Annotated in this window: 17 protein-coding genes; 14 read left to right on the top strand and 3 right to left on the bottom strand. The window is 69.6% G+C overall.

What is annotated here, in order from left to right; translation table 11 throughout:
* Window positions 1-34 precede the first annotated feature (34 nt).
* Window positions 35-1,009, bottom strand: a complete 975-nt coding sequence (locus ACXJJ3_RS15585) for an N-acetylglucosamine kinase (RefSeq protein ID WP_458170763.1) — start codon at window positions 1,007-1,009, stop codon at window positions 35-37.
* A gap of 171 nt (window positions 1,010-1,180) precedes the next feature.
* On the opposite strand from ACXJJ3_RS15585, the gene ACXJJ3_RS15580 reads away from it, so the two are divergent.
* The 7 genes from ACXJJ3_RS15580 to ACXJJ3_RS15550 are packed head-to-tail and all read left to right on the top strand — an operon-like array spanning window position 1,181 to window position 7,548.
* Complete coding sequence (locus ACXJJ3_RS15580) at window positions 1,181-1,972, top strand: sugar isomerase domain-containing protein (RefSeq protein WP_458170762.1); 792 nt, start codon at window positions 1,181-1,183, stop codon at window positions 1,970-1,972.
* Window positions 1,973-2,000: 28 nt separating this feature from the next.
* Window positions 2,001-3,344 carry an N-acetylglucosamine/diacetylchitobiose ABC transporter substrate-binding protein gene (gene ngcE, locus ACXJJ3_RS15575; RefSeq protein WP_458170761.1) on the top strand — a complete coding sequence of 448 codons (1,344 nt, stop codon included), beginning with the start codon at window positions 2,001-2,003 and terminating at the stop codon, window positions 3,342-3,344.
* 48 nt (window positions 3,345-3,392) lie between these two features.
* The gene (locus tag ACXJJ3_RS15570; protein ID WP_458170760.1) at window positions 3,393-4,391 is read left to right on the top strand and encodes an iron-siderophore ABC transporter substrate-binding protein; all 999 of its coding nucleotides are present in this window, start codon (window positions 3,393-3,395) and stop codon (window positions 4,389-4,391) included.
* Window positions 4,392-4,439: 48 nt separating this feature from the next.
* Entirely contained in the window at window positions 4,440-4,868 is a 429-nt protein-coding gene (locus ACXJJ3_RS15565; RefSeq protein WP_458170759.1) for a hypothetical protein, read from the top strand.
* Between the two features lie 34 nt (window positions 4,869-4,902).
* Window positions 4,903-5,955, top strand: coding sequence for a tryptophan--tRNA ligase (gene trpS / locus ACXJJ3_RS15560; protein ID WP_458170758.1), 1,053 nt, complete (start codon window positions 4,903-4,905; stop codon window positions 5,953-5,955).
* Window positions 5,952-6,464 carry a 2'-5' RNA ligase family protein gene (locus ACXJJ3_RS15555; RefSeq protein ID WP_458170757.1) on the top strand — a complete coding sequence of 171 codons (513 nt, stop codon included), beginning with the start codon at window positions 5,952-5,954 and terminating at the stop codon, window positions 6,462-6,464. The genes trpS and ACXJJ3_RS15555 overlap by 4 nt, the downstream gene beginning before the upstream one ends.
* A gap of 28 nt (window positions 6,465-6,492) precedes the next feature.
* Window positions 6,493-7,548, top strand: a complete 1,056-nt coding sequence (locus ACXJJ3_RS15550) for a YihY/virulence factor BrkB family protein (protein ID WP_458170756.1) — start codon at window positions 6,493-6,495, stop codon at window positions 7,546-7,548.
* Window positions 7,549-7,720: 172 nt separating this feature from the next.
* On the opposite strand, the gene ACXJJ3_RS15545 is transcribed toward ACXJJ3_RS15550, so the two are convergent.
* Window positions 7,721-8,857: a D-alanyl-D-alanine carboxypeptidase family protein gene (locus tag ACXJJ3_RS15545; protein WP_458170755.1), complete on the bottom strand. Its 1,137-nt coding sequence runs from the start codon at window positions 8,855-8,857 to the stop codon at window positions 7,721-7,723.
* A gap of 124 nt (window positions 8,858-8,981) precedes the next feature.
* Here ACXJJ3_RS15545 and ACXJJ3_RS15540 point away from each other — a divergent pair, with 124 nt between their 5' ends.
* From ACXJJ3_RS15540 to ACXJJ3_RS15510, 7 genes are all read left to right on the top strand, one after another.
* Entirely contained in the window at window positions 8,982-11,015 is a 2,034-nt protein-coding gene (locus ACXJJ3_RS15540; RefSeq protein WP_458170754.1) for a gamma-glutamyl-gamma-aminobutyrate hydrolase family protein, read from the top strand.
* Window positions 11,012-12,355 carry an aldehyde dehydrogenase family protein gene (locus ACXJJ3_RS15535; protein ID WP_458170753.1) on the top strand — a complete coding sequence of 448 codons (1,344 nt, stop codon included), beginning with the start codon at window positions 11,012-11,014 and terminating at the stop codon, window positions 12,353-12,355. Before ACXJJ3_RS15540 ends, ACXJJ3_RS15535 begins: the two co-directional genes overlap by 4 nt.
* 15 nt (window positions 12,356-12,370) lie before the next feature.
* Window positions 12,371-13,147, top strand: coding sequence for a 3-oxoacyl-ACP reductase (locus ACXJJ3_RS15530; RefSeq protein WP_458170752.1), 777 nt, complete (start codon window positions 12,371-12,373; stop codon window positions 13,145-13,147).
* Between the two features lie 382 nt (window positions 13,148-13,529).
* Window positions 13,530-14,249: a FadR/GntR family transcriptional regulator gene (locus tag ACXJJ3_RS15525; protein ID WP_458170750.1), complete on the top strand. Its 720-nt coding sequence runs from the start codon at window positions 13,530-13,532 to the stop codon at window positions 14,247-14,249.
* A gap of 87 nt (window positions 14,250-14,336) precedes the next feature.
* Window positions 14,337-15,872 (top strand): amino acid permease, encoded by a 1,536-nt coding sequence (locus ACXJJ3_RS15520; RefSeq protein ID WP_458170749.1) that lies wholly within the window; start codon window positions 14,337-14,339, stop codon window positions 15,870-15,872.
* 182 nt (window positions 15,873-16,054) lie between these two features.
* On the top strand, window positions 16,055-18,817 hold the full coding sequence (locus ACXJJ3_RS15515; protein WP_458170747.1) for an AAA family ATPase: 2,763 nt from the start codon (window positions 16,055-16,057) through the stop codon (window positions 18,815-18,817).
* The gene (locus ACXJJ3_RS15510; RefSeq protein WP_458170746.1) at window positions 18,818-19,051 is read left to right on the top strand and encodes an SCO4848 family membrane protein; all 234 of its coding nucleotides are present in this window, start codon (window positions 18,818-18,820) and stop codon (window positions 19,049-19,051) included.
* Here the strand turns inward: ACXJJ3_RS15510 and ACXJJ3_RS15505 are convergent.
* Window positions 19,023-19,817: an AraC family transcriptional regulator gene (locus ACXJJ3_RS15505; RefSeq protein ID WP_458170744.1), complete on the bottom strand. Its 795-nt coding sequence runs from the start codon at window positions 19,815-19,817 to the stop codon at window positions 19,023-19,025. The two genes, ACXJJ3_RS15510 and ACXJJ3_RS15505, sit on opposite strands and share 29 nt — an antisense overlap.
* Window position 19,818: the final 1 nt, after the last annotated feature.

The raw sequence follows: 19,818 nt of genomic DNA, 5'->3' as shown, positions 1-19,818 counted from the left end.
TTGCGACCTCGATCCACGACTCGGCGGGGGTTGGTCAGTCGACGAGGCGGGCGTGGGTCTGCGGGGTGGCCAGGGCCGGGTCGAGGGCGCCGAGGGCCAGCCAGGTGGCGCCGCCGACGCCGTCGCGGGCGGTCCGGACGTCACCGGCGAAGTGCTCGCGGATCAGCTGGCCGACCGGCGAGGACTCACCGGCGACACTCCCGGCCAGCACCATCGGACCGATGTCCGACGTGGTCTTCAACCGCGCGGCCGTCTCCGTGAGCAGCTCGGCTGCGCGTTTCACCAGGGTCCGCGCAGTCTCGTCGTGCTCGGCGTACGCCGAGATCACCGTCGGTGCCAACTCTGCGAGCATGACCGGTGGCCGGCTGTTGACCGTCATCACCAGCAGATCACGCAGCGCGTCGTATCCTTCACGATGTGCAGTCAGGTCTTCGTCGCGACCGGGAAGAATCGCCTGCACGACGGCCTGCCCGAGCAACCCCAGCGGCTCCCGCAGATCCAGCGCCTCGAGCACGCTGCGGACCGCTTCCCGGCCGAGCCAGAAGCCGGACCCGTCGTCCCCGAGCAGCCAGCCGTGCCCGCCCGCGGTCCGTTGCAGCTGGTGGTTGCGGACCAGCCCGACGTTGCTGCCGGTGCCCGCGATGAGCACGGTCCCGTCCGGTTCCGGCGTACCGGAGGCGAAGGCGACCTCGAGATCGCCGATGTACTGCGGTGCCGACTTCAGCCCGGCGCCCGTCCAGGCTGCCTCGAACTGGGCGGCGACCTCCGGCCGCTGGAGCGCGACGCCGCCGGCCATCCCGACGACCGCCGACCTGACCGTGGACGCGTCCACCCCGGCGAGGGCCGCGTGAAGCGCCTGCCCGAAGTTGGCCGCCGCGCTTGCGGGATGACTGGTCGGATTTCCGCCCGCGGCCGCGCCGCGACCGACTACGTTGCCCTCGGAGTCCGCGATCACGATCCGGGTGGAGGTTCCGCCGAGGTCCCCGCCCAGGACCAGTTCGTCCGACATACGCAATGCTCCAAACTGCTTACGCAACGGTCCCGATTGGGGAGATCACACGGATGAGCCTTGACTTTAGCTGCGAGTTGAGAAAAGTTCTGTCCAGCAAACCGCAAACTTGCGCATTTGTCGGCACTGCGAGTGTCGCTGTGAGCCGAGGAGTCGAGGGGTGGGCCGCTGATGGCCAGCAGTAGCACGGGGGAGACCGACGGTGTCCAGGGCGTGAGTGCGCAGGCCTATGTGCACACTCTGACGCCGATCCTGGCCGCGGTCACCACCCAGATCGACGGACCGATCCAGGACGGCGCCGACCTGATGACCGCGTCGCTGCGCGCGAACGGTGTCATCCAGGCGTTCGGCTCCGGGCACTCCGAGGCGCTCGCGATGGAGATCGCCGGCCGGGCCGGCGGCCTGATCGCCACCAACCGGATCGCGTTGCGCGACCTGGTGCTGCTCGGTGGCGAGCCGCCGGAGCTGCTGCGCAGCGCCGAGCTCGAGCGCGACCCGCAGTACTCCCGGAAGCTCTACGAGCTGTCCGCGGCCCGCGAGGGCGACATGTTCATCATCGCCTCGAACTCCGGCGTGAACGGCTCGATCGTCGAGCTGGCCAGCGTCGCCAAGGAGCACGGGCACCCGCTGATCGCGATCACGTCGCTGCAGCACACCGGCGGGATGGAGTCCCGGCACCCGTCCGGCAAGAAGCTGATCGACTTCGCCGACGTGGTGCTGGACAACCACGCGCCGTACGGCGACTCCGTCCTGGACCTGCCCGGCGACGCCGGCAAGGTCTGCGCGGTGTCGTCGATCACCGCCGCGCTGATCGCCCAGCTGCTGGTCGCCGAGGTCCTGCGCCGGATGACCGACGCGGGCGAGACGCCGCCGGTGTACCTGTCCGCGAACATCCCGGGCGGCGACGAGCACAACCACGAGCTCGAGGCCCGGTACGCCGGCCGCATCCGCCGTACCGCCTGACGCCACCCAGAGGTAATAGCCTGCGTTGGTGCTGAAACGGCGGACCTTACTGCAGGGGGCACTGGCCGGTGCGTTGCTGAGCGGGTGCTCGAAGGCGCCGGTCACCCCGGCCGTGTCGCCGGAGAACCCGTTCACGGTGAACGGGACCGCTCCGGTCGACGTGGTGATCACCGAGGAGTACGGCGGGTTCGCCGCGGCGGCGTACCGGAAGAAGTACGCCGGCGCGACGATCACGCCGAAGCTGACGGCGCAGCTGATCGACGACCTGATGCCGCGGTTCGCGACCGGCACGCCGCCGGACGTCGTGCTGTCCACCGGCGACCAGAAGCTGGAGCTCGGCCGGCTGGTGAAGGACGGCCAGCTCGCCGACCTGCAGCAGCTGCTGGACGCGCCGTCGTGGGACAACCAGTCCGCCAAGGTCAAGGACCAACTGCTGCCCGACATGCTGGATGCGGGCAGCTTCGACGGGACCCAGCGGACCCTCAACTACATCTCGACCGTGTACGGCATCTGGTACTCGGCCAGCCTGTTCCAGCGCAACGGCTGGCAGGTCCCGCAGACCTGGCCGGACCTGCTCGCGCTCGGCGCCGACATGAAGGCGGCCGGGCTCGGCCCGTTCATCTACGCGGGCACGCACCCGTACTACCTGCTCGAACTGGTCCTGACGCTGGCCGCGAAGACCGGCGGACCGGACGTGCTCAAGCGGATCGACAACCTCGAGGACGGTGCCTGGAAGGACGAGAGCGTCACCCGGGCGATCGCCGCGGTCGGCGAACTCACCAAGCGCGGCCTGCTCGCGACCGGCACCGCGCAGTACGACCACATCGGGTCGCAGAAACGTTTCCTGGCTTCCAAGGCCGGGATGCTGCCCTGCGGGAACTGGCTCGAGAACGAGATGAAGGGCCTGGTCCCGGAAGGGTTCGCGCTGACCGTGTTCGCGGTCCCGCCGCTGGACTCGTCGCCGGCGCTCGCGAGCGGACTGCACGTCGCGGCGACCGCGCCGTTCCTGGTGCCGGAGAAGGCGAAGAACAAGGCCGGCGGGCTCGAGTACCTGCGGGCGCTGCTGTCCGCGGACGTCGCGGCGCAGGTCAGCTCGGAGTCCAAGCAGCTCACGATCGTCCGTGGCTCGGCCGACGGGCTCGAGCTGACCACCGCGCTCAGCTCGGCGCGCGACCTGCTGTCCGCGGCCGGCGACCAGGTGATCAGGTGGTACTTCGACACCTGGTACCCGGCGTTCGCGACCGCGGCGGCCGAGGCTACCGGGCAGTTCATGGCCGGCGGGCTGCAGCAGTCCGAGTGGACCGCCCGGATCCAGGCGGCCGCGGACAAGGTCAAGCAGGACGACGCGATCACGAAGTACCGCCGGGACTGAGACCTGGGTTAGGTTAGGGCAACCTAACTCGAATCTGTGAGGTCTCGTATGCGCCCGCTGGTGGTCCTGGCTGTCCTGTTGCTCGCCCTGACCGGGTGCGGAAGCGCGGACGACGAAGTGCCGCAGAGCTCGCCCGGCGGCGCGTTCCCGGTGACGATCAAGAACAAGTACGGCGACACCGTCGTGAAGCAGGCGCCGCAGCGGATCGTGACCGTCGGGCTCGTCGAGCAGGACGCGCTGCTCGCGCTGGGCGTCGTACCGGTGGCGACGACCGAGTGGTTCGGGGAGAAGCCGGGCGCGCTGTTCCCGTGGGCGAAGGCGAAGCTCGGGGACGCCGCCGTACCGCAGGTGCTGAGCGACAAGGACGGGCTGCAGTTCGAGAAGATCGCCGCGCTCCGGCCGGACCTGATCATCGGGCTGTACTCCGGGATCACCGCCGACGACTACCAGAAGCTCAGCGCGATCGCGCCGACGGTCGCGCAGCCGGTCGGCGTACCGGACTACGGGGTGTCCTGGCAGGTCGTCGCGCAGACGGTCGGCCAGGCGGTCGGGAAGCCCGCGGAGGCCGACACGTTGGTGCAGGGGATCGAGAAGCGGTTCGCCGACGTACGGACGCAGCACCCGGAGTTCAAGGGCAGGACCGCGCTGATGGCGACGCCGTACGACGGGTACTTCATCTACGGGACGCAGGATCCGCGGTCGCGGCTGCTGACCGACTTCGGGTTCTCGCTGCCGGCCGGGCTGGACAAGGCGATCGGGGACAAGTTCGGCGCGAACATCAGCGCCGAGCGGATCTCGCTGCTCGACCAGCAGGCGCTCGTGTGGTTCCCGACGAAGGGCGGTACGGCGAAGCTGAAGGCGGATCCGCTGTACAAGAACCTCAAGGTACGGACCGAGGGCCGCGACGTGTTCGTCGAGGAGAACTACGACGACCAGCTGTACGGCGCGACCTCGTTCGTGTCGGTGCTCAGCCTGCCGATCGTGCTCGACGAACTCGTCCCGAAACTCGCGGCCGCGGTGGACGGGAACCCGGCCACCAACGGCTAGCTCAGCGCCGCCGTACCGCCGTACGCTCTGTAGTGGGAAGTGAGAGCGATGGCGTGGCTGGTGTCGTTGGGCGTGTTTCTGCTGCTCTGCGTCCTGCTCGGGGAGTTGCTCGGACTGCTGGTGCCGAACCGGCCGCAGCCCCGTTGGCGCCGCGCTCTGGGGCATGGGCTGGGGCGCGGGGCGGCCCGGGTGAAGGCGCGGCTGCGGCCGGTGACGCCCCCGGAGCCGGACCCGTTCGACACGCTCCGCCTGCAGACCCGCCTCGGCAGCGTCTCCACGAAGATCCGCAGCATCGAGTCCACGCCGCACGTCTACGCCCGCGCCCACCGGCTGATGGCGCTCGAGGCGGCGTACGACGACCTCCTCGACGAAGCCTGCCGGCTGGCCGGCTGCCCGGACCCGCCGCACGCCAAGCGCTCCGAGGCGAAACGCTGGGAGGAGGAGCAGGCGCTGGCCGCCCGTGGCTGGACCTGGTGACACAGCTGGTGACACGGCTGGCAGAATCATCCCCATGTCCCATGCTGCGTCTGACCCCTCCGCAGCCGGTTCCCAGCGGCGCCCCCGCGTGCTCTCCGGGATCCAGCCGACGGCGGACTCCTTCCACTTCGGCAACTACCTCGGCGCGTTGCGGCAGTGGGTGGCCCTGCAGGAAGACCACGAGGCGTTCTACTGCGTCGTCGACCTGCACGCGATCACGGTGGAGTACGACCCGAAGGCCCTCCGCGAGCGCACCCGCCGGTCCGCGGCGCAGCTGCTCGCGGCCGGCATCGACCCGGAGCGGTCCACCCTGTTCGTCCAGTCGCACGTGCCCGAGCACGCCCAGCTCGCCTGGGTGATGTCGTGCATCACCGGGATGGGCGAAGCCAGCCGGATGACGCAGTTCAAGGACAAGACCGCGAAGGGCGGCGCCGACCGCGCCACCGTCGGCCTGTTCACGTACCCGATCCTGCAGGCCGCGGACATCCTCGTGTACCAGGCCGACCGGGTCCCGGTCGGCGAGGACCAGCGCCAGCACGTCGAGCTGACCCGCGACCTGGCGCAGCGCTTCAACCACCGGTTCGGCAAGACCTTCCGGGTGCCCGAGGCGTACATCGTCAAGGAGACCGCGAAGATCTTCGATCTGCAGGACCCGTCGTCGAAGATGAGCAAGTCGAGCTCGTCGCCGGCCGGCATCATCGACCTGCTCGACGAGCCGAAGGCCAGCGCGAAGAAGATCCGCTCCGCGGTCACCGACTCCGGCCGGGACGTGATCTTCGACGAGGAGAACAAGCCCGGCGTCGCGAACCTGCTGACCATCTACTCCGCCCTCACCGGCCGGAAGATCAGCGAGCTCGAGGACGAGTACGCGGGCCGTGGGTACGGCGACTTCAAGAAGGACCTGGCCGACGTCGTGGTCGAGTTCGTCACGCCGTTCCGGGAGAAGACGCTGACGTACCTGGACGACAAGGCGCAGCTGGACGCGATCCTCGCGGCCGGCGCCGAGCGCGCCCGCGCGGTCACCGAGCCGACCCTGGCCCGGGTCTACGACCGGCTCGGTTTCGTTCCCGGCCCGGCGCTCGGATGACCACCATCGGTGTCGCGATCCCGATCGCGGAGCCGTTCGGTACGGAGCTGCAGAAGTACCGGGCCGACTTCGGCGACCCGATGGCCGGGTCGATCCCGACCCACGTGACGCTGCTGCCGCCGACCGACATCGCGGCCGGGGACCTGGAGACGATCGACGAGCACCTGCTCGCGGTCGCCGCCCGGTTCCCGCGGTTCCGGATCCGGCTGCGCGGTACGGCGACGTTCCGGCCGATCTCGCCGGTGGTGTTCGTACCGCTCGCGGAGGGCATCTCGTCGTGCGAGGTGCTGCAGTCGCAGGTGCGGTCCGGGCCGCTGCGGGTCGACCTGAAGTTCCCGTACCACCCGCACGTCACGGTCGCGCACGACCTGGACAAGGACGCGCTCGACCGGGCGTACGACGCGCTGTCGGAGTACGACTGCGACTTCGACGTCGAGTACTTCAGTCGTTACGAACACGGCGCCGACGGCGTGTGGCGGCCGCAAAGGTCTTTCCCGCTGGCAGGCTGACTCTCTTCACCCGGGGTACTGGAGACAGATGAAGCAGCTGAAGGCGATCTGGCGGCGGTTCAGCCGGACGCAGCTCTGGCGGGCCTGGCAGCGGTACGGCCAGCAGCGTGGCGGCCGGTTGGCCGCGGCGAGTACGTTCTTCGGGTTCCTGTCGCTGTTCCCGCTGATCGTGCTGGCGGCCGCGGTCGTCGGTTCGTTGCTCGGCCACGACGCGATCGAGGCGCTGAAGGACTCGCTGCGGCAGAACCTGCCCGGCATCGGCAACAAGATCGACATCGACGGGCTGATCTCGCACGCCGGCACGATCGGCGTCGTGTCCGGTGTCGGCCTGCTGTTCACCGGCCTCGGCTGGATCGACGCGATGCGCGCCTCGATCCGGCTGATGCACGGCCTCGACGACCAGCCCGGCAATGCGATCCAGCAGAAGGTGACCGACTTCGGCGCGCTGATCGGACTCGGCCTGATCGGGCTGATCGCGACCGGCGCCTCGTCGGTGCTCACCGGGCTGTCCGAGCGGATCGTCCGCGCGAGCGACCTCGACGGCACCTGGCTGGCGAGCTGGGGGCTTCAGCTGATCAGCATCGTGGTCGGGATCGGCGCCGGCGCATTGCTGTTCGGGTACCTGCTGACGGCGCTGCCCCGGGTCGTGCTGCCACCGAAGATCCTACTCATCGGCGCACTGGCCGGCGGCGTCACGTTCTACCTGGCGCAGAAGCTGGGCAACGTGTACGTCGACCACGTGATCGGCACGAACGCGGCGTACGGCACCCTCGCCCTGCCGCTTGCCCTGCTCGTATGGATCTACCTGGTGATCCGCGTGATCATGCTGATCGCCGCCTGGACCGAAGAAGCCACCCGCGACCGCCACCCGGCGACCGAACCGTCGGCGCTCGAACCTTCGTCGCCCGAGCCCGAGGCCGAGCCGCTCCGCCTCGGCCCACCCGGCAAGCGCTACAAGATCATCCCGATCCCAGAACGCAAGGCCGACACAGTCGCGGTCGCCGCCGGCGCGGTGCTGGGCGCCACGGCGACCACCCTCGCGGTGCAGGCTGTCCGCGCGGTGCGCGCCGTACGCCGTCGCTGACCGGACCCGTCGCTGTGGCAGGGTGGACGTTTTCCACCTCGCAGGAGGCTCCAGTGCGTCCACTGATCCTTCGCCACAGATGGCGGGGCACTGGCCCTCTCAGGACGGTCCCGAGGCCGATGCGATGAACAGGATCCCCGCGCGGGAACCTGGCGCTGACTTACACGCGCGCTCAGTGACGGCGGCGGCGGAGGGCTCGGGGGCGGCGGAGGAAGAGGCCCAGGAGCAGGACAGGCGGGCCGGCGTACGCCCAGACCGGGACGCGGAAGGCGAGTGACGTGACCGCCTGTCCGGGGCCGAGGGCGGTGCGGGTGGGTGGCTCGCCGGCGGTGCGGACGGTGGGCTTGTCGTCGGTGCCGTTCTTGCCCTGCGTCTGCGTCTTCGGCGGCGCGGCGGCCGGCTTCACCAGCGTGCCGACCGGCTTCAGCTTGCCGTAGTTGTCGAACGTCCAGGTCAGCAGGTTGCTCGCGTCCTGGGTGATGCCGTGCGGCGCGTTCATCATCGTGACCACCAGCGTATGCCCGTTGCGGCGGGCGGCGCCGACGAAGGTGTTCCGGGCGAGCGTCGTGTACCCGGTCTTCACGCCGAGCGCGCCGTCGTACCCGAACAGCAGCTTGTTCTGGTTCGCGACCTGGTACGTGCCCTTGTTCCCCACGTTCGGGAAGTTCGTGTACTTCGTCGACGCGTACGTCGCGAAGTCCTTCCGCCCCAGCCCCGCCTGCGCGAACAACGCCAGGTCGTACGCGCTGGAGTACTGCCCGTCGGCGTCCAGCCCGGTCGGGTCCGTCACGGTCGTGTCGAGCGCCCCGAGCTCCTTGGCCTTCGTGTTCATCCGCTGGATCGTCGCCGGGATCCCGCCCTGATCGTGCGAACAGAGCGCGTGCACCGCGTCGTTCCCGGACGCCAGGAACATCCCCTGGAACAGCAGGTCAACGGTGTAGTGCAGCCCCGGATACACCCCGACCTTGCTCCCGATGATGCCCGCGTCGGCGGTCGTCCCGATGACCGGATCGGTCTTCTTCAACCGCGGCAGCAGCACCAGCGCGGTCAACGTCTTGAGCGTGCTCGCCGGCCGCAACCGGGCATGCGGCGCCTTCGCCGCCAGCACCTGCCCGGTGTCCAGATCGGCCACCACGTACGCCGACGCCTGCACGGCCGGCGGCGCCGCCCCGTCGGCGACCACCGTCGGCTTCGCCGTCAGCAACTCACCCCCGACCGGCCCCTGCGGACCCTGGTCGACGGCACTCGCTGTCAGAGGCCCGGCAACCACCAGCGCGGTGGTAGCGCACGCCGTCAGAAGCAAACGCATCGGCCGCACTCTAGTTGCCAACCGGTCCAGATGTCACAGGAGGGTCTCGCTCCTCGGGTTGACAGCGGTTCGGTTGGCTGAGTCAATGGACTGGAAACAGACCAATAGGCTCCCGGGAGTGGTCGTGTTGGGTGTTGAGGAGTTGCGGCGGCTGGTGGCGGACGGTGTGGTTGACACCGTGCTGGTGGCGATCACGGACATGCAGGGGCGGTTGCAGGGGAAGCGGTGTGGGGCTCGGTACTTCCTGGAGGAGGTGCTGAAGCACGGGACCGAGGGGTGCAACTACCTGCTGGCCGTGGACGTGGACATGAACACCGTCGACGGGTACGCGATGTCCTCCTGGGAGCGCGGGTACGGCGACATGGTGATGGCGCCTGACCTGGACACGCTGCGGCTGGTCCCGTGGCTCGAGGGGACCGCGCTGGTGCTGTGCGACGTCCAGTGGCTGGACGGTACGCCGGTGGTCGCGTCGCCGCGGCAGGTGCTGCGCCGGCAGCTCGACCGGCTGGCGGAGCGGGGGCTGCGGGCGTACGTCGGGACCGAGCTCGAGTTCATCGTGTTCGACGACACGTTCGAGGCCGCCTGGGACAAGCGGTACCGCGACCTCGTCCCGGCGAACCAGTACAACGTCGACTACTCGCTCGTCGGCACCTCCCGGGTCGAGCCGTTGCTGCGCGACATCCGGAACGGGATGGAAGGCGCCGGCATGTACGTCGAGTCCGCGAAGGGCGAGTGCAACCTCGGCCAGCACGAGATCGCGTTCCGGTACGACGAGGCGCTGGCCACCTGCGACAACCACTCGATCTACAAGACCGGTGCGAAGGAGATCGCGGCGAAGCACGGCAAGAGCCTCACGTTCATGGCGAAGTACGACGAACGTGAGGGCAACTCGTGCCACATCCACCTGAGCTTCCGTGCCGTCGACGGGGATCCGGTGCTGGCCGGTGATCGCGATCATGGGTTCTCCCAACTGATGGAGCGCTTCATCGCCGGGCAGCTCGCCTGCCTGTCCGAGTTCACCTATCTGCTGGCGCCGAACATCAACTCCTACAAGCGATTCGCGAAGGGCAGCTTCGCGCCGACCGCGGTCGCGTGGGGGCTCGACAACCGCACGTGTTCGCTGCGCGTGGTCGGCCACGGCGACTCGCTCCGGGTCGAGAACCGGCTCCCCGGCGGCGACGTGAACCCGTACCTGGCGGTCGCCGCGATCATCGCGTCCGGCCTGCACGGCATCGAGCAGGAGCTGGAACTCGAGCCGCTGCTGGAAGGCAACGCGTACGAGTCCGACAAGGAGCACGTCCCGTCCACGCTGCGTGAGGCGTCCGCGTTGTTCACCGCTCGAAGCTCGCCCGGACGGCGTTCGGCGACGAGATGGTCGACCACTACGGCAACGCCGCCCGCGTGGAACTCGACGCGTACGACGCGGCCGTCACCGACTGGGAGCGGGTCCGTGGCTTCGAACGCCTCTGAACGGCCGCGGATCGGGATCACGACGTACCTCGAACCGGCCACCTGGGGCATCTGGCACCGCGAAGCCGCTCTGGTGCCGAAGGTCTACCTCGACGCGGTGGTTGCGGCCGGAGGGGTGCCGCTGCTACTACCACCTGTGGGCACGGACCCATCGGTACTGGGTCTGCTGGACGGTCTCGTGATCGCGGGCGGCTGCGACGTCGATCCCGGGGCGTACGACGCGACGCCGCATCCCGAGACCGTCGACACCAGGCCGGACCGGGACCACCACGAAACGGTCCTGATCCGCGAAGCCTTGGACCGTGAGCTGCCGTTGCTGGCCGTGTGCCGAGGGCTGCAGATGCTGAACGTGGCGCTCGGCGGGACGTTGCAGCAGCACCTGCCCGACGTGGTCGCGCACGACGGGCACCGGCCCGCGCCGGCAGTCTTCGGACGAGTCGGCGTGAAGATCGAGCCCGGCACGCTCACCGCGCGCATCCTCGGTGAGCAGGCGACCGGCAGTTGCTACCACCACCAGGCCCTCGACGTGGTCGCGCCCGGTCTCAAGGTCACCGCCCGCGCGGACGACGGCACGGTCGAGGCCGCCGAGGTGGACGGCAGGGAGTTCGCGCTGGGCGTGCAGTGGCACCCGGAGGAAACCCCCGACGACCTGCGGCTGTTCACCGCTTTGATCAGGAGCACCAGATGACGTACGACGTACTCAATCCGGCCACCGAGCAGGTGGTGCGGACGATCGAGCTCGCCGACGAGGCGGGCGCGGACGCGGCGATCGCGCGGGCCCGGAAAGCGTTTGATTCCTGGCGGAACGTGGCGCCGGCGGACCGCGGCCGGCTGCTCCGGCGGTTCGCCGACGCGGTGGACGCGGACCTGGAGAACCTGGCCGCACTGGAGGTCGAGAACGCCGGGCACACGATCGGCAACGCCCGCTGGGAGGCCGGCAACGTCCGCGACGTGCTGACCTACTACTCGGCGGCGCCGGAACGCCTTTTCGGAAAGCAGATTCCGGTTTCCGGCGGCATCGACGTGACGTTCCAGGAGCCGCTCGGCGTGGTCGGTGTGATCGTCCCGTGGAACTTCCCGATGCCGATCGCGGGCTGGGGGTTCGCGCCTGCCCTCGCCGCAGGAAACACCGTTGTCCTCAAGCCCGCCGAACTGACGCCGCTCACCGCGATCCGCCTGGGCGAGCTGGCCCTGCAAGCCGGACTGCCTGAGGGTGTCCTGGAAATCGTTCCAGGCAAGGGAAACGTTGTCGGAAACCGTTTCGTCACGCATTCCGCCGTCCGCAAGATCGTCTTCACCGGGTCGACGACGGTCGGGAAACAGATCATGGCCGGGTGTGCCGATCAGGTGAAGCGGGTGACGCTGGAGCTGGGCGGGAAGTCCGCGAACGTCGTGTTCGCCGACGCGGACCTGGAGCAGGCGGCGGCGCAGGCGCCGTACGGCGTGTTCGACAACGCGGGGCAGGACTGCTGCGCGCGGTCGAGGATCCTGGTGGAGCGGTCGGCGTACGACCGGTTCATGGAATTGCTCGAGCCGGCCGTCCAGGGCTTCAAGGTTGGCGACCCCAACGATCCGGCGACCGAGATGGGTCCGTTGATCTCGAAGGCACAGCTGGAGCGGGTCACGTCGTATGTCCAGAACCCTGCATTTCAAGGCAGTGCGCCGGAAGGCCCGGGGTTCTGGTTCCCGCCGACCGTGCTGGCGCCGCCGGACGAGCGGGCGGCGCGGGAGGAGATCTTCGGGCCGGTGGTGGCGGTGATTCCGTTCGAGGACGAGGCGGACGCGGTGCGGATCGCGAACGACAGCGAGTACGGGCTGTCCGGGTCGATCTGGACGCGGGACGTCGGGCGGGCGATCCGGGTCGGGCGTGCGGTCGAGGCCGGCAACCTCTCGGTCAACTCCAACTCGTCGGTCCGGTACTCGACGCCCTTCGGCGGCTACAAGCAGTCCGGCCTCGGCCGGGAACTCGGCCCGGACGCCCTCGCCGCGTTCACCGAGACCAAGAACATCTTCATCGCAGAGTCGTAACGGGAGGACTGAGGAATGGACGTCAACGCTCACCGGCTCGAAGGTCGCGTCGCGGTGGTCACCGGCGGCGCCAGCGGCATCGGCCTGGCCACGGTACGGCGACTGGCCGCGGAGGGCGCGCACGTCGTGATCGGCGACCTCGACCCGGCCGCCGGAAAGAACGCCGCCGACGAGGCGGGCGGGCTGTTCGTGGCGACCGAAGTCACCGATCCGGCCGCGGTGGACAACCTGTTCCAGCAGGCCTTCGACACGTACGGCGCGGTCGACATCGCGTTCAACAACGCCGGCATCTCGCCGCCCGACGACGCGTCGATCCTCGACACCGGGCTGGACGCCTGGCGGAAGGTGCAGGAGGTCAACCTGACCTCGGTGTACCTGTGCTGCAAGGCGGTGATCCCGTACATGCAACGCCAGGGCAGAGGCTCGATCATCAACACCGCGTCGTTCGTCGCGATCATGGGCGCGGCGACGTCGCAGATCTCGTACTCCGCGTCGAAGGGCGGCGTACTCGCGATGAGCCGGGAACTCGGCGTCGAGTTCGCGCGCCAGGGGATCCGGGTGAACGCGCTCTGCCCGGGCCCGGTCAACACGCCGCTCCTGACCGAGCTGTTCGCAAAGGACCCCGAACGCGCCCAGCGCCGCCTGGTCCACGTCCCCATGGGCCGCTTCGGCGAACCGGAGGAAATCGCCGCCGCCGTCGCCTTCCTCGCCAGCGACGACTCCTCCTTCATCACCGCCAACACGTTCCTCGTCGACGGCGGAATCTCCGGCGCCTACGTCACCCCGCTCTGAGTAACCCCTGCACTGCGCGTCCCCAACCCCTCCCAGCAGTCCCCATTTGAGGGGTTCACCCATCGCTTTGTCCCTTCACACACCGCATGCGAGGGGTGAAGGACCAAGCTGAGACGTGAACGCCTGAAATGGCGGAGAGGGCGGCGGGGAGGGGCCGGCGGGGCGGCGGGCCGGCGGGGTGGGGGTCGTTCGGGCTGGCGGTGTGGCGGGGTGGGGTCGTTCGGGCTGGCGGTGTGGCGGGGTGGGGTCGTTCGGGCTGGCGGTGTGGCGGGGTGGGGTCGTTCGGGCTGGCGGTGTGGCGGGGTGGGGTCGTTCGGGCTGATGGCGTCGGGTGGTTGTCCGCGGAGTCTGGTGGGGTGTGGCGTGGCCTTAGGCTGAGTTCATGGTCGTTCAGGCGGATGATGCGGTGTTCCGGCCGGTGCGGGCCGGGAACCCGTTCGAGGAGACGGTCGAGCGGTTGCTGCAGGCAATCAAGCTCGGGGTCGTCGTGCCGGGCGACCGGTTGCCGCCGGAGCGGGAGCTGGCGGCCCGGCTGAACGTCAGCCGGGTCACGCTCCGGGAGGCGATCCACGCGCTCACCGAGGCGGGGTACGTCGAGTCGCGCCGCGGCCGGTACGGCGGCACGTTCGTCAACGAGCAGCTCCCGAAACCCCGTCGTACGCCGGCCAAACGCCTGGCGCGGGACCTCGGTGACGGGCTGGAGGACGCGCTCACGCTCCGCCTCGTCCTGGAGACCGGCGCCGCCGAGGCCGCCGCGTCCCGCGCGCTGTCCACCGCCGAACGCGACCACCTGCAACGCTGCCTGGCCGACAACGCCGCGGCCTCGCTCACCGACTACCGCCGCCTCGATTCCCGCCTGCACCTGGCGATCGCTGAGGTCACCGGCTCGCCGTCGCTGACGTCCGCGATGGCCGACGTCCGCATGCGCCTGAACGAGCTCCTGGACGCGATCCCGCTGCTCGAACGCAACATCCAGCACTCCAACGAACAGCACGCGGCGATCGTCGGCGCCATCCTCGGCGCGGACCCCGAGGCCGCCCGCCGTGCCATGCAGGAGCATCTGCAAGGCACCGCCGTACTGCTGCACGGCTTTCTCGACTGACTCCTTGACACGTGCCCCGACCGGCTGCCTCAATGAATTAAAGGTCTGGGGGGAGACCATTGAGGCGCCACTGTCAGGAGGCCAGCAGTGAGCAACGACCGTGCCGAATCCGCCGCCCCGATGACTGACGACGAGCAACGCCTGCACCAGCTGGGCTACGCCCAGGAACTGTCCCGGACGATGTCCGGCTTCTCGAACTTCGCGGTGTCCTTCACGATCATCTCGATCCTGTCCGGCTGCCTGACCCTGTACGGCTTCGGGATGAACACCGGCGGCCCGGTGCTGATCGTCTGGGGCTGGCCGATCGTCGGGCTGATGACGTTGTTCGTCGGCCTCGCGATGGCCGAGGTCTGCTCCAGCTACCCGACCGCCGGCGGCCTCTACTACTGGGCCGCGAAACTCGCACCATCGAACGGCGCCGCGTGGTCCTGGTTCACCGGCTGGTTCAACTTCCTCGGCCAGGTCGCGGTGACGGCCGGCATCGACTTCGGCGCGGCGTTCTTCCTGAACGCATTCCTCGACCTCCAGTTCGGCTTCAGCGCCACCCCCGGGCACACCATCCTGCTGTTCGGGATCATCCTGCTGGTGCACGGGCTGCTGAACTCGTTCGGCGTGAAGCTGGTCGCGAAGCTCAACGACATCAGCGTCTGGTGGCACATCGTCGGCGTACTGGCGATCGTCGTCGTGCTGATCGTCGTCCCGAGCAAGCACCAGTCCGCGTCGTTCGTGTTCGGGCATTTCGTGAACAACACCGGCTGGGGCTCGACCTTCTACGTCGCACTGCTCGGCCTGCTGCTCGCGCAGTACACGTTCACCGGGTACGACGCCTCCGCGCACATGACGGAGGAGACGCAGAACGCCGCGATCTCCGGCCCGCGCGGGATCGTGATGTCGATCCTGGTGTCGCTGGCCGCCGGGTGGGTGCTGCTGATCGGGCTGACGTTCGCGATCCAGAGCTACGACGGTGCGTTGAAGAGTTCGACCGGCGTACCGCCCGCGCAGATCTTTATCGACGCGGCCGGCGCGGTGACCGGGAAGATCCTGCTGCTGGTGGTGATCGGCGCGCAGCTGTTCTGCGGGATGTCGTCGGTGACCGCGAACTCGCGGATGATCTACGCGTTCTCCCGGGACGGCGCGCTGCCCGGCTCGGCGTTCTGGCACAAGATCAACCACCGCACCCGGACGCCCACCAACGCGATCTGGCTGGCCGCCGGCGGCGCGTTCGTCCTCGGTCTGCCGTACCTGTGGAACGCGACGGCGTACGCCGCGGTGACGTCGATCGCGGTGATCGGCCTCTACATCGCCTACGTACTGCCCACGTTGCTGCGGTTGCTGCAGGGCGACCGGTTCCAGCGCGGCCCGTGGCACCTCGGTCGCTGGAGCCGGCCGATCGGGATCGTCGCGATCGTGTGGGTCGTCTTCATCACGATCCTGTTCATGCTGCCGCAGGTCAGCCCGGTCACCGGTAGCACGTTCAACTACACGCCGATCGCGGTACTGGTCGTGCTCGGGTTCGCGGCGGCGTACTGGTTCCTGTCCGCCCGGCGCTGGTTCACCGGGCCGAAGGTGCAGGGCACCGAGGCGGAACTGGCCGCGATCGAACGCGACCTGGAATCCATCTGACAGCTGTCTCGACGTGCCGGGGGCCCAAGGGTGCCCCGGCACGATCGTGCCGTCCTGACTGCTCGGAACTGGGCAGTAGTCGATGACAGGATAGTGGCCAGCAACTTTCCTCATGTGACACTCGCCGTGTCGAGCACCCATCGACTGTGATAATCGGCGAAGGTAATCCTTCGAGGAGCTGGATGACAGACGACGAGCTGGTCGGACGTGCCGCACTGGTCGAGCGTGCAACAAAGCAGCTCGAGACCAGCGGCAGCGTGCTGCTCTACGGCCCGACCGGTATCGGAAAGTCTGCCCTCGGCCGGGCGCTGGTCGCCGACTTCGGCCGCAAGGGCTGCCGGCTGCTCAGCGCCGCACCGTCCAACTCCGAGGCCGGCCTGCCGTATGTCACGCTGCTGGACCTGCTCTCCAGCCAGCTCGAGTTCGCCTGGCAGGTGCTGCCGGATCACCTCCGCCAGCCGCTCGAGGTCGCGCTGCTGAAGGCCAGCGCGCCGGACACGGTCCGTGACGAGCTCGCCGTCCGCCTCGCCGTACTCCACGTGCTCCGTCGCCTCGCCACCACAGGGCCGGTGTTGATCGTCGTCGACGACATCCAGTGGGTCGACCAGTCCAGCCTCGAAGTGCTCACATTCTGTGCTCGCCGGTTGTCCGAGGGCGTGCGCGTCCTGGCGACCGAGCAGGTGGCCGACGGCGACCTCCCGGTGATGGCTGCCGCGTGCCCGGAGCCGGTCCTGCAGCTCGAGGTGCCGCCGCTCACAGAGCCCGACGTACTCGGGCTGCTGCGGCAGCGGCTGTCCAGCCCGCTCCCGGTCCGCACGGCGCGCCGCATCTTCGCCGCCAGCGCCGGCAACCCTTTCATGGCGCTGGAGCTCGGCCGCGCCGTACTGCGGCATCCGAAGAGCGTCTCGCCGAACGACCCGCTCCCGGTCTCGAACCGGCTGAAGACGCTGCTCAGCGAGCGCCTCGCCGACATGTCCGCCGACACGCACGAGCTGCTGCTGCACGCCGCGTCGTCGCCGCGCCCGACCACGACCCAGCTCGCCCGGTCGCTGGACCGCCCGATCGACGCCGACCTGGCCGCCGCCGAGACACTCGGCCTGATCGACGTCTCCGCCGAACGGCTCCGCTTCACGCATCCGCTGCTGCAGGAGTTCGTGTACGCCGAGGCGACGTCGGCGGACCGTCGCCGCGCGCACGCCAAGCTCGCCGCCGTGGTCGACGAACCCGTCGAGAACGCGACCCACCGTGCGCTCGCGACCCAGGAGGCCGACGGGCAGCTGGCCGCCGCGATCGAGGAGGCGGCCACGGTCGCCGCCGGTCGTGGCGCACCCGGCGCCGCCGCGAACCTCTGGCGGCTGAGCGCGGAACGTACGCCGATCAGCGACCCGGACGAGCGCGCCCGCCGGCTGACCCGGGCCGCCGACGACGCGGTCGCCGCCGGTCACCCGGCCGAGTCGGCCGACATGGCCCAGCTCGCCGCGCAGGTCGCAACCAAGCCCGAGACCAAGGTGCCGGCGCTGCTGCTGTGTGCCGACGCGGTCTGGCCGGACCGGGAGCGCCGGGTCGAGCTGCTGGCCGAGGCATTCGACGCAGCGGCCGGGAACAAGGCGCTCGAGGCACGGGTCCGGATCGAGCGGGCCAACAGCCACTACTTCGACCGCAGCCTCGATGCCGCGCAGGAGGACGCCCGGATCGCCGAGCAGCTCGCGCGTGAAGCCGGTGACACCGAGGCGGTCGTCGACGCGTTGAGCGCGGCCAGCTCGGTGCTGGTCGTCCGGGATGCGGGCGAGTCCGCGGACGCGCTGCTGCAGCAGGCCGCCGAGCTCGCGAAGGGCCTGCCGCTCACCCGGACCACCGTGAACGCCCGCCAGATGGCCGCGATGCAGGAGCTGTTCCGCGGCCGGACCGCCGAGGCGATCACCGCGATCAACGCGCTCGCCGACGAGGTCCGCGACCACGGCGCGATGCGCTGGCTGGCATCTGTGCTGATCTCCGCGACCGCGATCTACGAGCGCAGCGGCCGCGGCGCCGACGCGCTCGCCGCGGGGCACGAGTGCTACCAGCTGATGCAGGACATCGGCGACGAGGCCGAGGTCGGCCTGGTGATCGCCAGCCGCGCCGAATGGGCCGGCGGTACGGCGGCGCTTGCGCGGCAGCTCGCCGAGGCAGCGCTCGAAGAGGTCCGGCTGGTCGGGAACGACGAGTGGACCGGCCCGGCGCTGGCAGCGAACGGGCTGATCGGCGTCTTGGCCGGCGACCCGCAGCGGGCCGTCGAGGCGTTCGACGCGATCGCCGAGTCCGGCGAGAACGCGATGCCGTTCGACCCGGCGATCATCCCCTGGCACGCCGACTACGCCGAGGCACTGGTCGCGGCCGGCCGGCTCGACGACGCGGCCGCGCTGATCGCCGAAATCCGGACCCGCGCCGAGAACCTGGACCGCGTCGTGGTGAAGCTCGGCCTGAACCGCGCCGAGGCGCTGCTGGTCGCCAAACAGGGCGACCCGGCCGCGGCGCTGGAGCTGCTGGAGAAGTCGATCGGTACGGCGGGGGACCGGGTCTACCCGCTCGACCTGGCCCGCGGCGAGCTGACCCGCGGCCGGATCGCCCGCCAGGCCCGGCGCCGTTCGGTCGCCCGGACCGCGTTCCTGGACGCGATCGAGCAGTTCGAGGCGTACGGCGCACCCGGCTGGCGGGAGGTCGCGGAGACCGAGCTGGCACGGCTCGACGTACCGAGTCGCAGCCGGCAGCCGTCGGAGCTGACCGACAACGAGCAGCAGATCGTGTCGATGGTCCGCGACGGCTCCACGAACCGCGAGATCGCGGCCGCGCTGTACCTGTCGGTGAAGGCCGTCGAGTCGCAGCTGACCCGCCTGTACCGGCGCTTCGGGGTCGCGAACCGGACCCAGCTGCTCCGGACGGTGGACCGGCCTGGTCACAATGGCTAGGTGAAGCTCGAACGGAAACACGCAGTCGTCCTGCTCGGTATCGCCGCCTGGAACGTGATCACGTACGCACGGTTCATCAAGGCGCTGATGGACACCGAGGACCGCCCGACCGGGTACTACGTGGCGCACACGATCCTGATCATCGTGAACTTCGCGATCGCGGCGCTGCTCGGCACCTGGGGTGTCCGCGCCTACAAGGAAGCCGCTAAGGAGTCGCAAAACTCCTCGGTGTGACGCCGAGCACCTTCTTGAAGTGCCGGTTGAGGTGCGACTGGTCATAGAACCCTGCCAACGTCGCCACCTCGGCCGCCGGCCGACCGTCCAGCAGATACCGCCGGGCGAGGTCGACCCGGCGACCGGTCAGATACCGGTGCGGCGGCATCCCGAACTCCTGGCTGAACGCCCGCACCAGGTGCACCGGATGCGCCTGGATGATCCGCCCTGCCTCCTCCAAACTCACCCCGTCCGCGACCCGCGAATCCAGCAACTCCCGCAACCGCCCCGCCACACCGGCTCCCTGACGGGTGTCCGCCACACCAACACCCCGCCGCGCGAGATGCTGCTGGAGCCGCTCCTCGATGAGCAGCAGCCGGCTCTGGGCCTCCAGGTCCTCCCGGCCGTCCCGGAGCACCCGATGGAGCTGATGGATCCGCTGCCGCAACAACGGGTCGACGTACTCCGGCTGGTCGACCGCGGCCCCGATCAACCCCAGATCGAGCCGCTCCGGCGCCAGGTACAACACCCGCTTCCGGAAACCTCCCGGCCGCACCGACCGCCCGTCGTGCGGCACATGCGGCGGCAACAACGACACCTGCGCCTGCGCCAGCCCGTGCTCGTGCCGATCCAGGTCGTACCGCACCGCCCCTTCGTCGACGATCAGCACCGTCCACGCGTCGTGTGTGTGACTCGGATACGCATGCGACGGAAAATGCGCATGCAACACCTCGACGACCCCGGGCACCCCAGGCCGCCACGCCCGAACCTCGGCGCCGCTGCTCATG

Source organism: Kribbella sp. WER1 (assembly GCF_054189145.1).
Note: the sequence above shows the minus strand (reverse complement) of the source record. Positions and strands in the feature narration are given on the sequence as shown.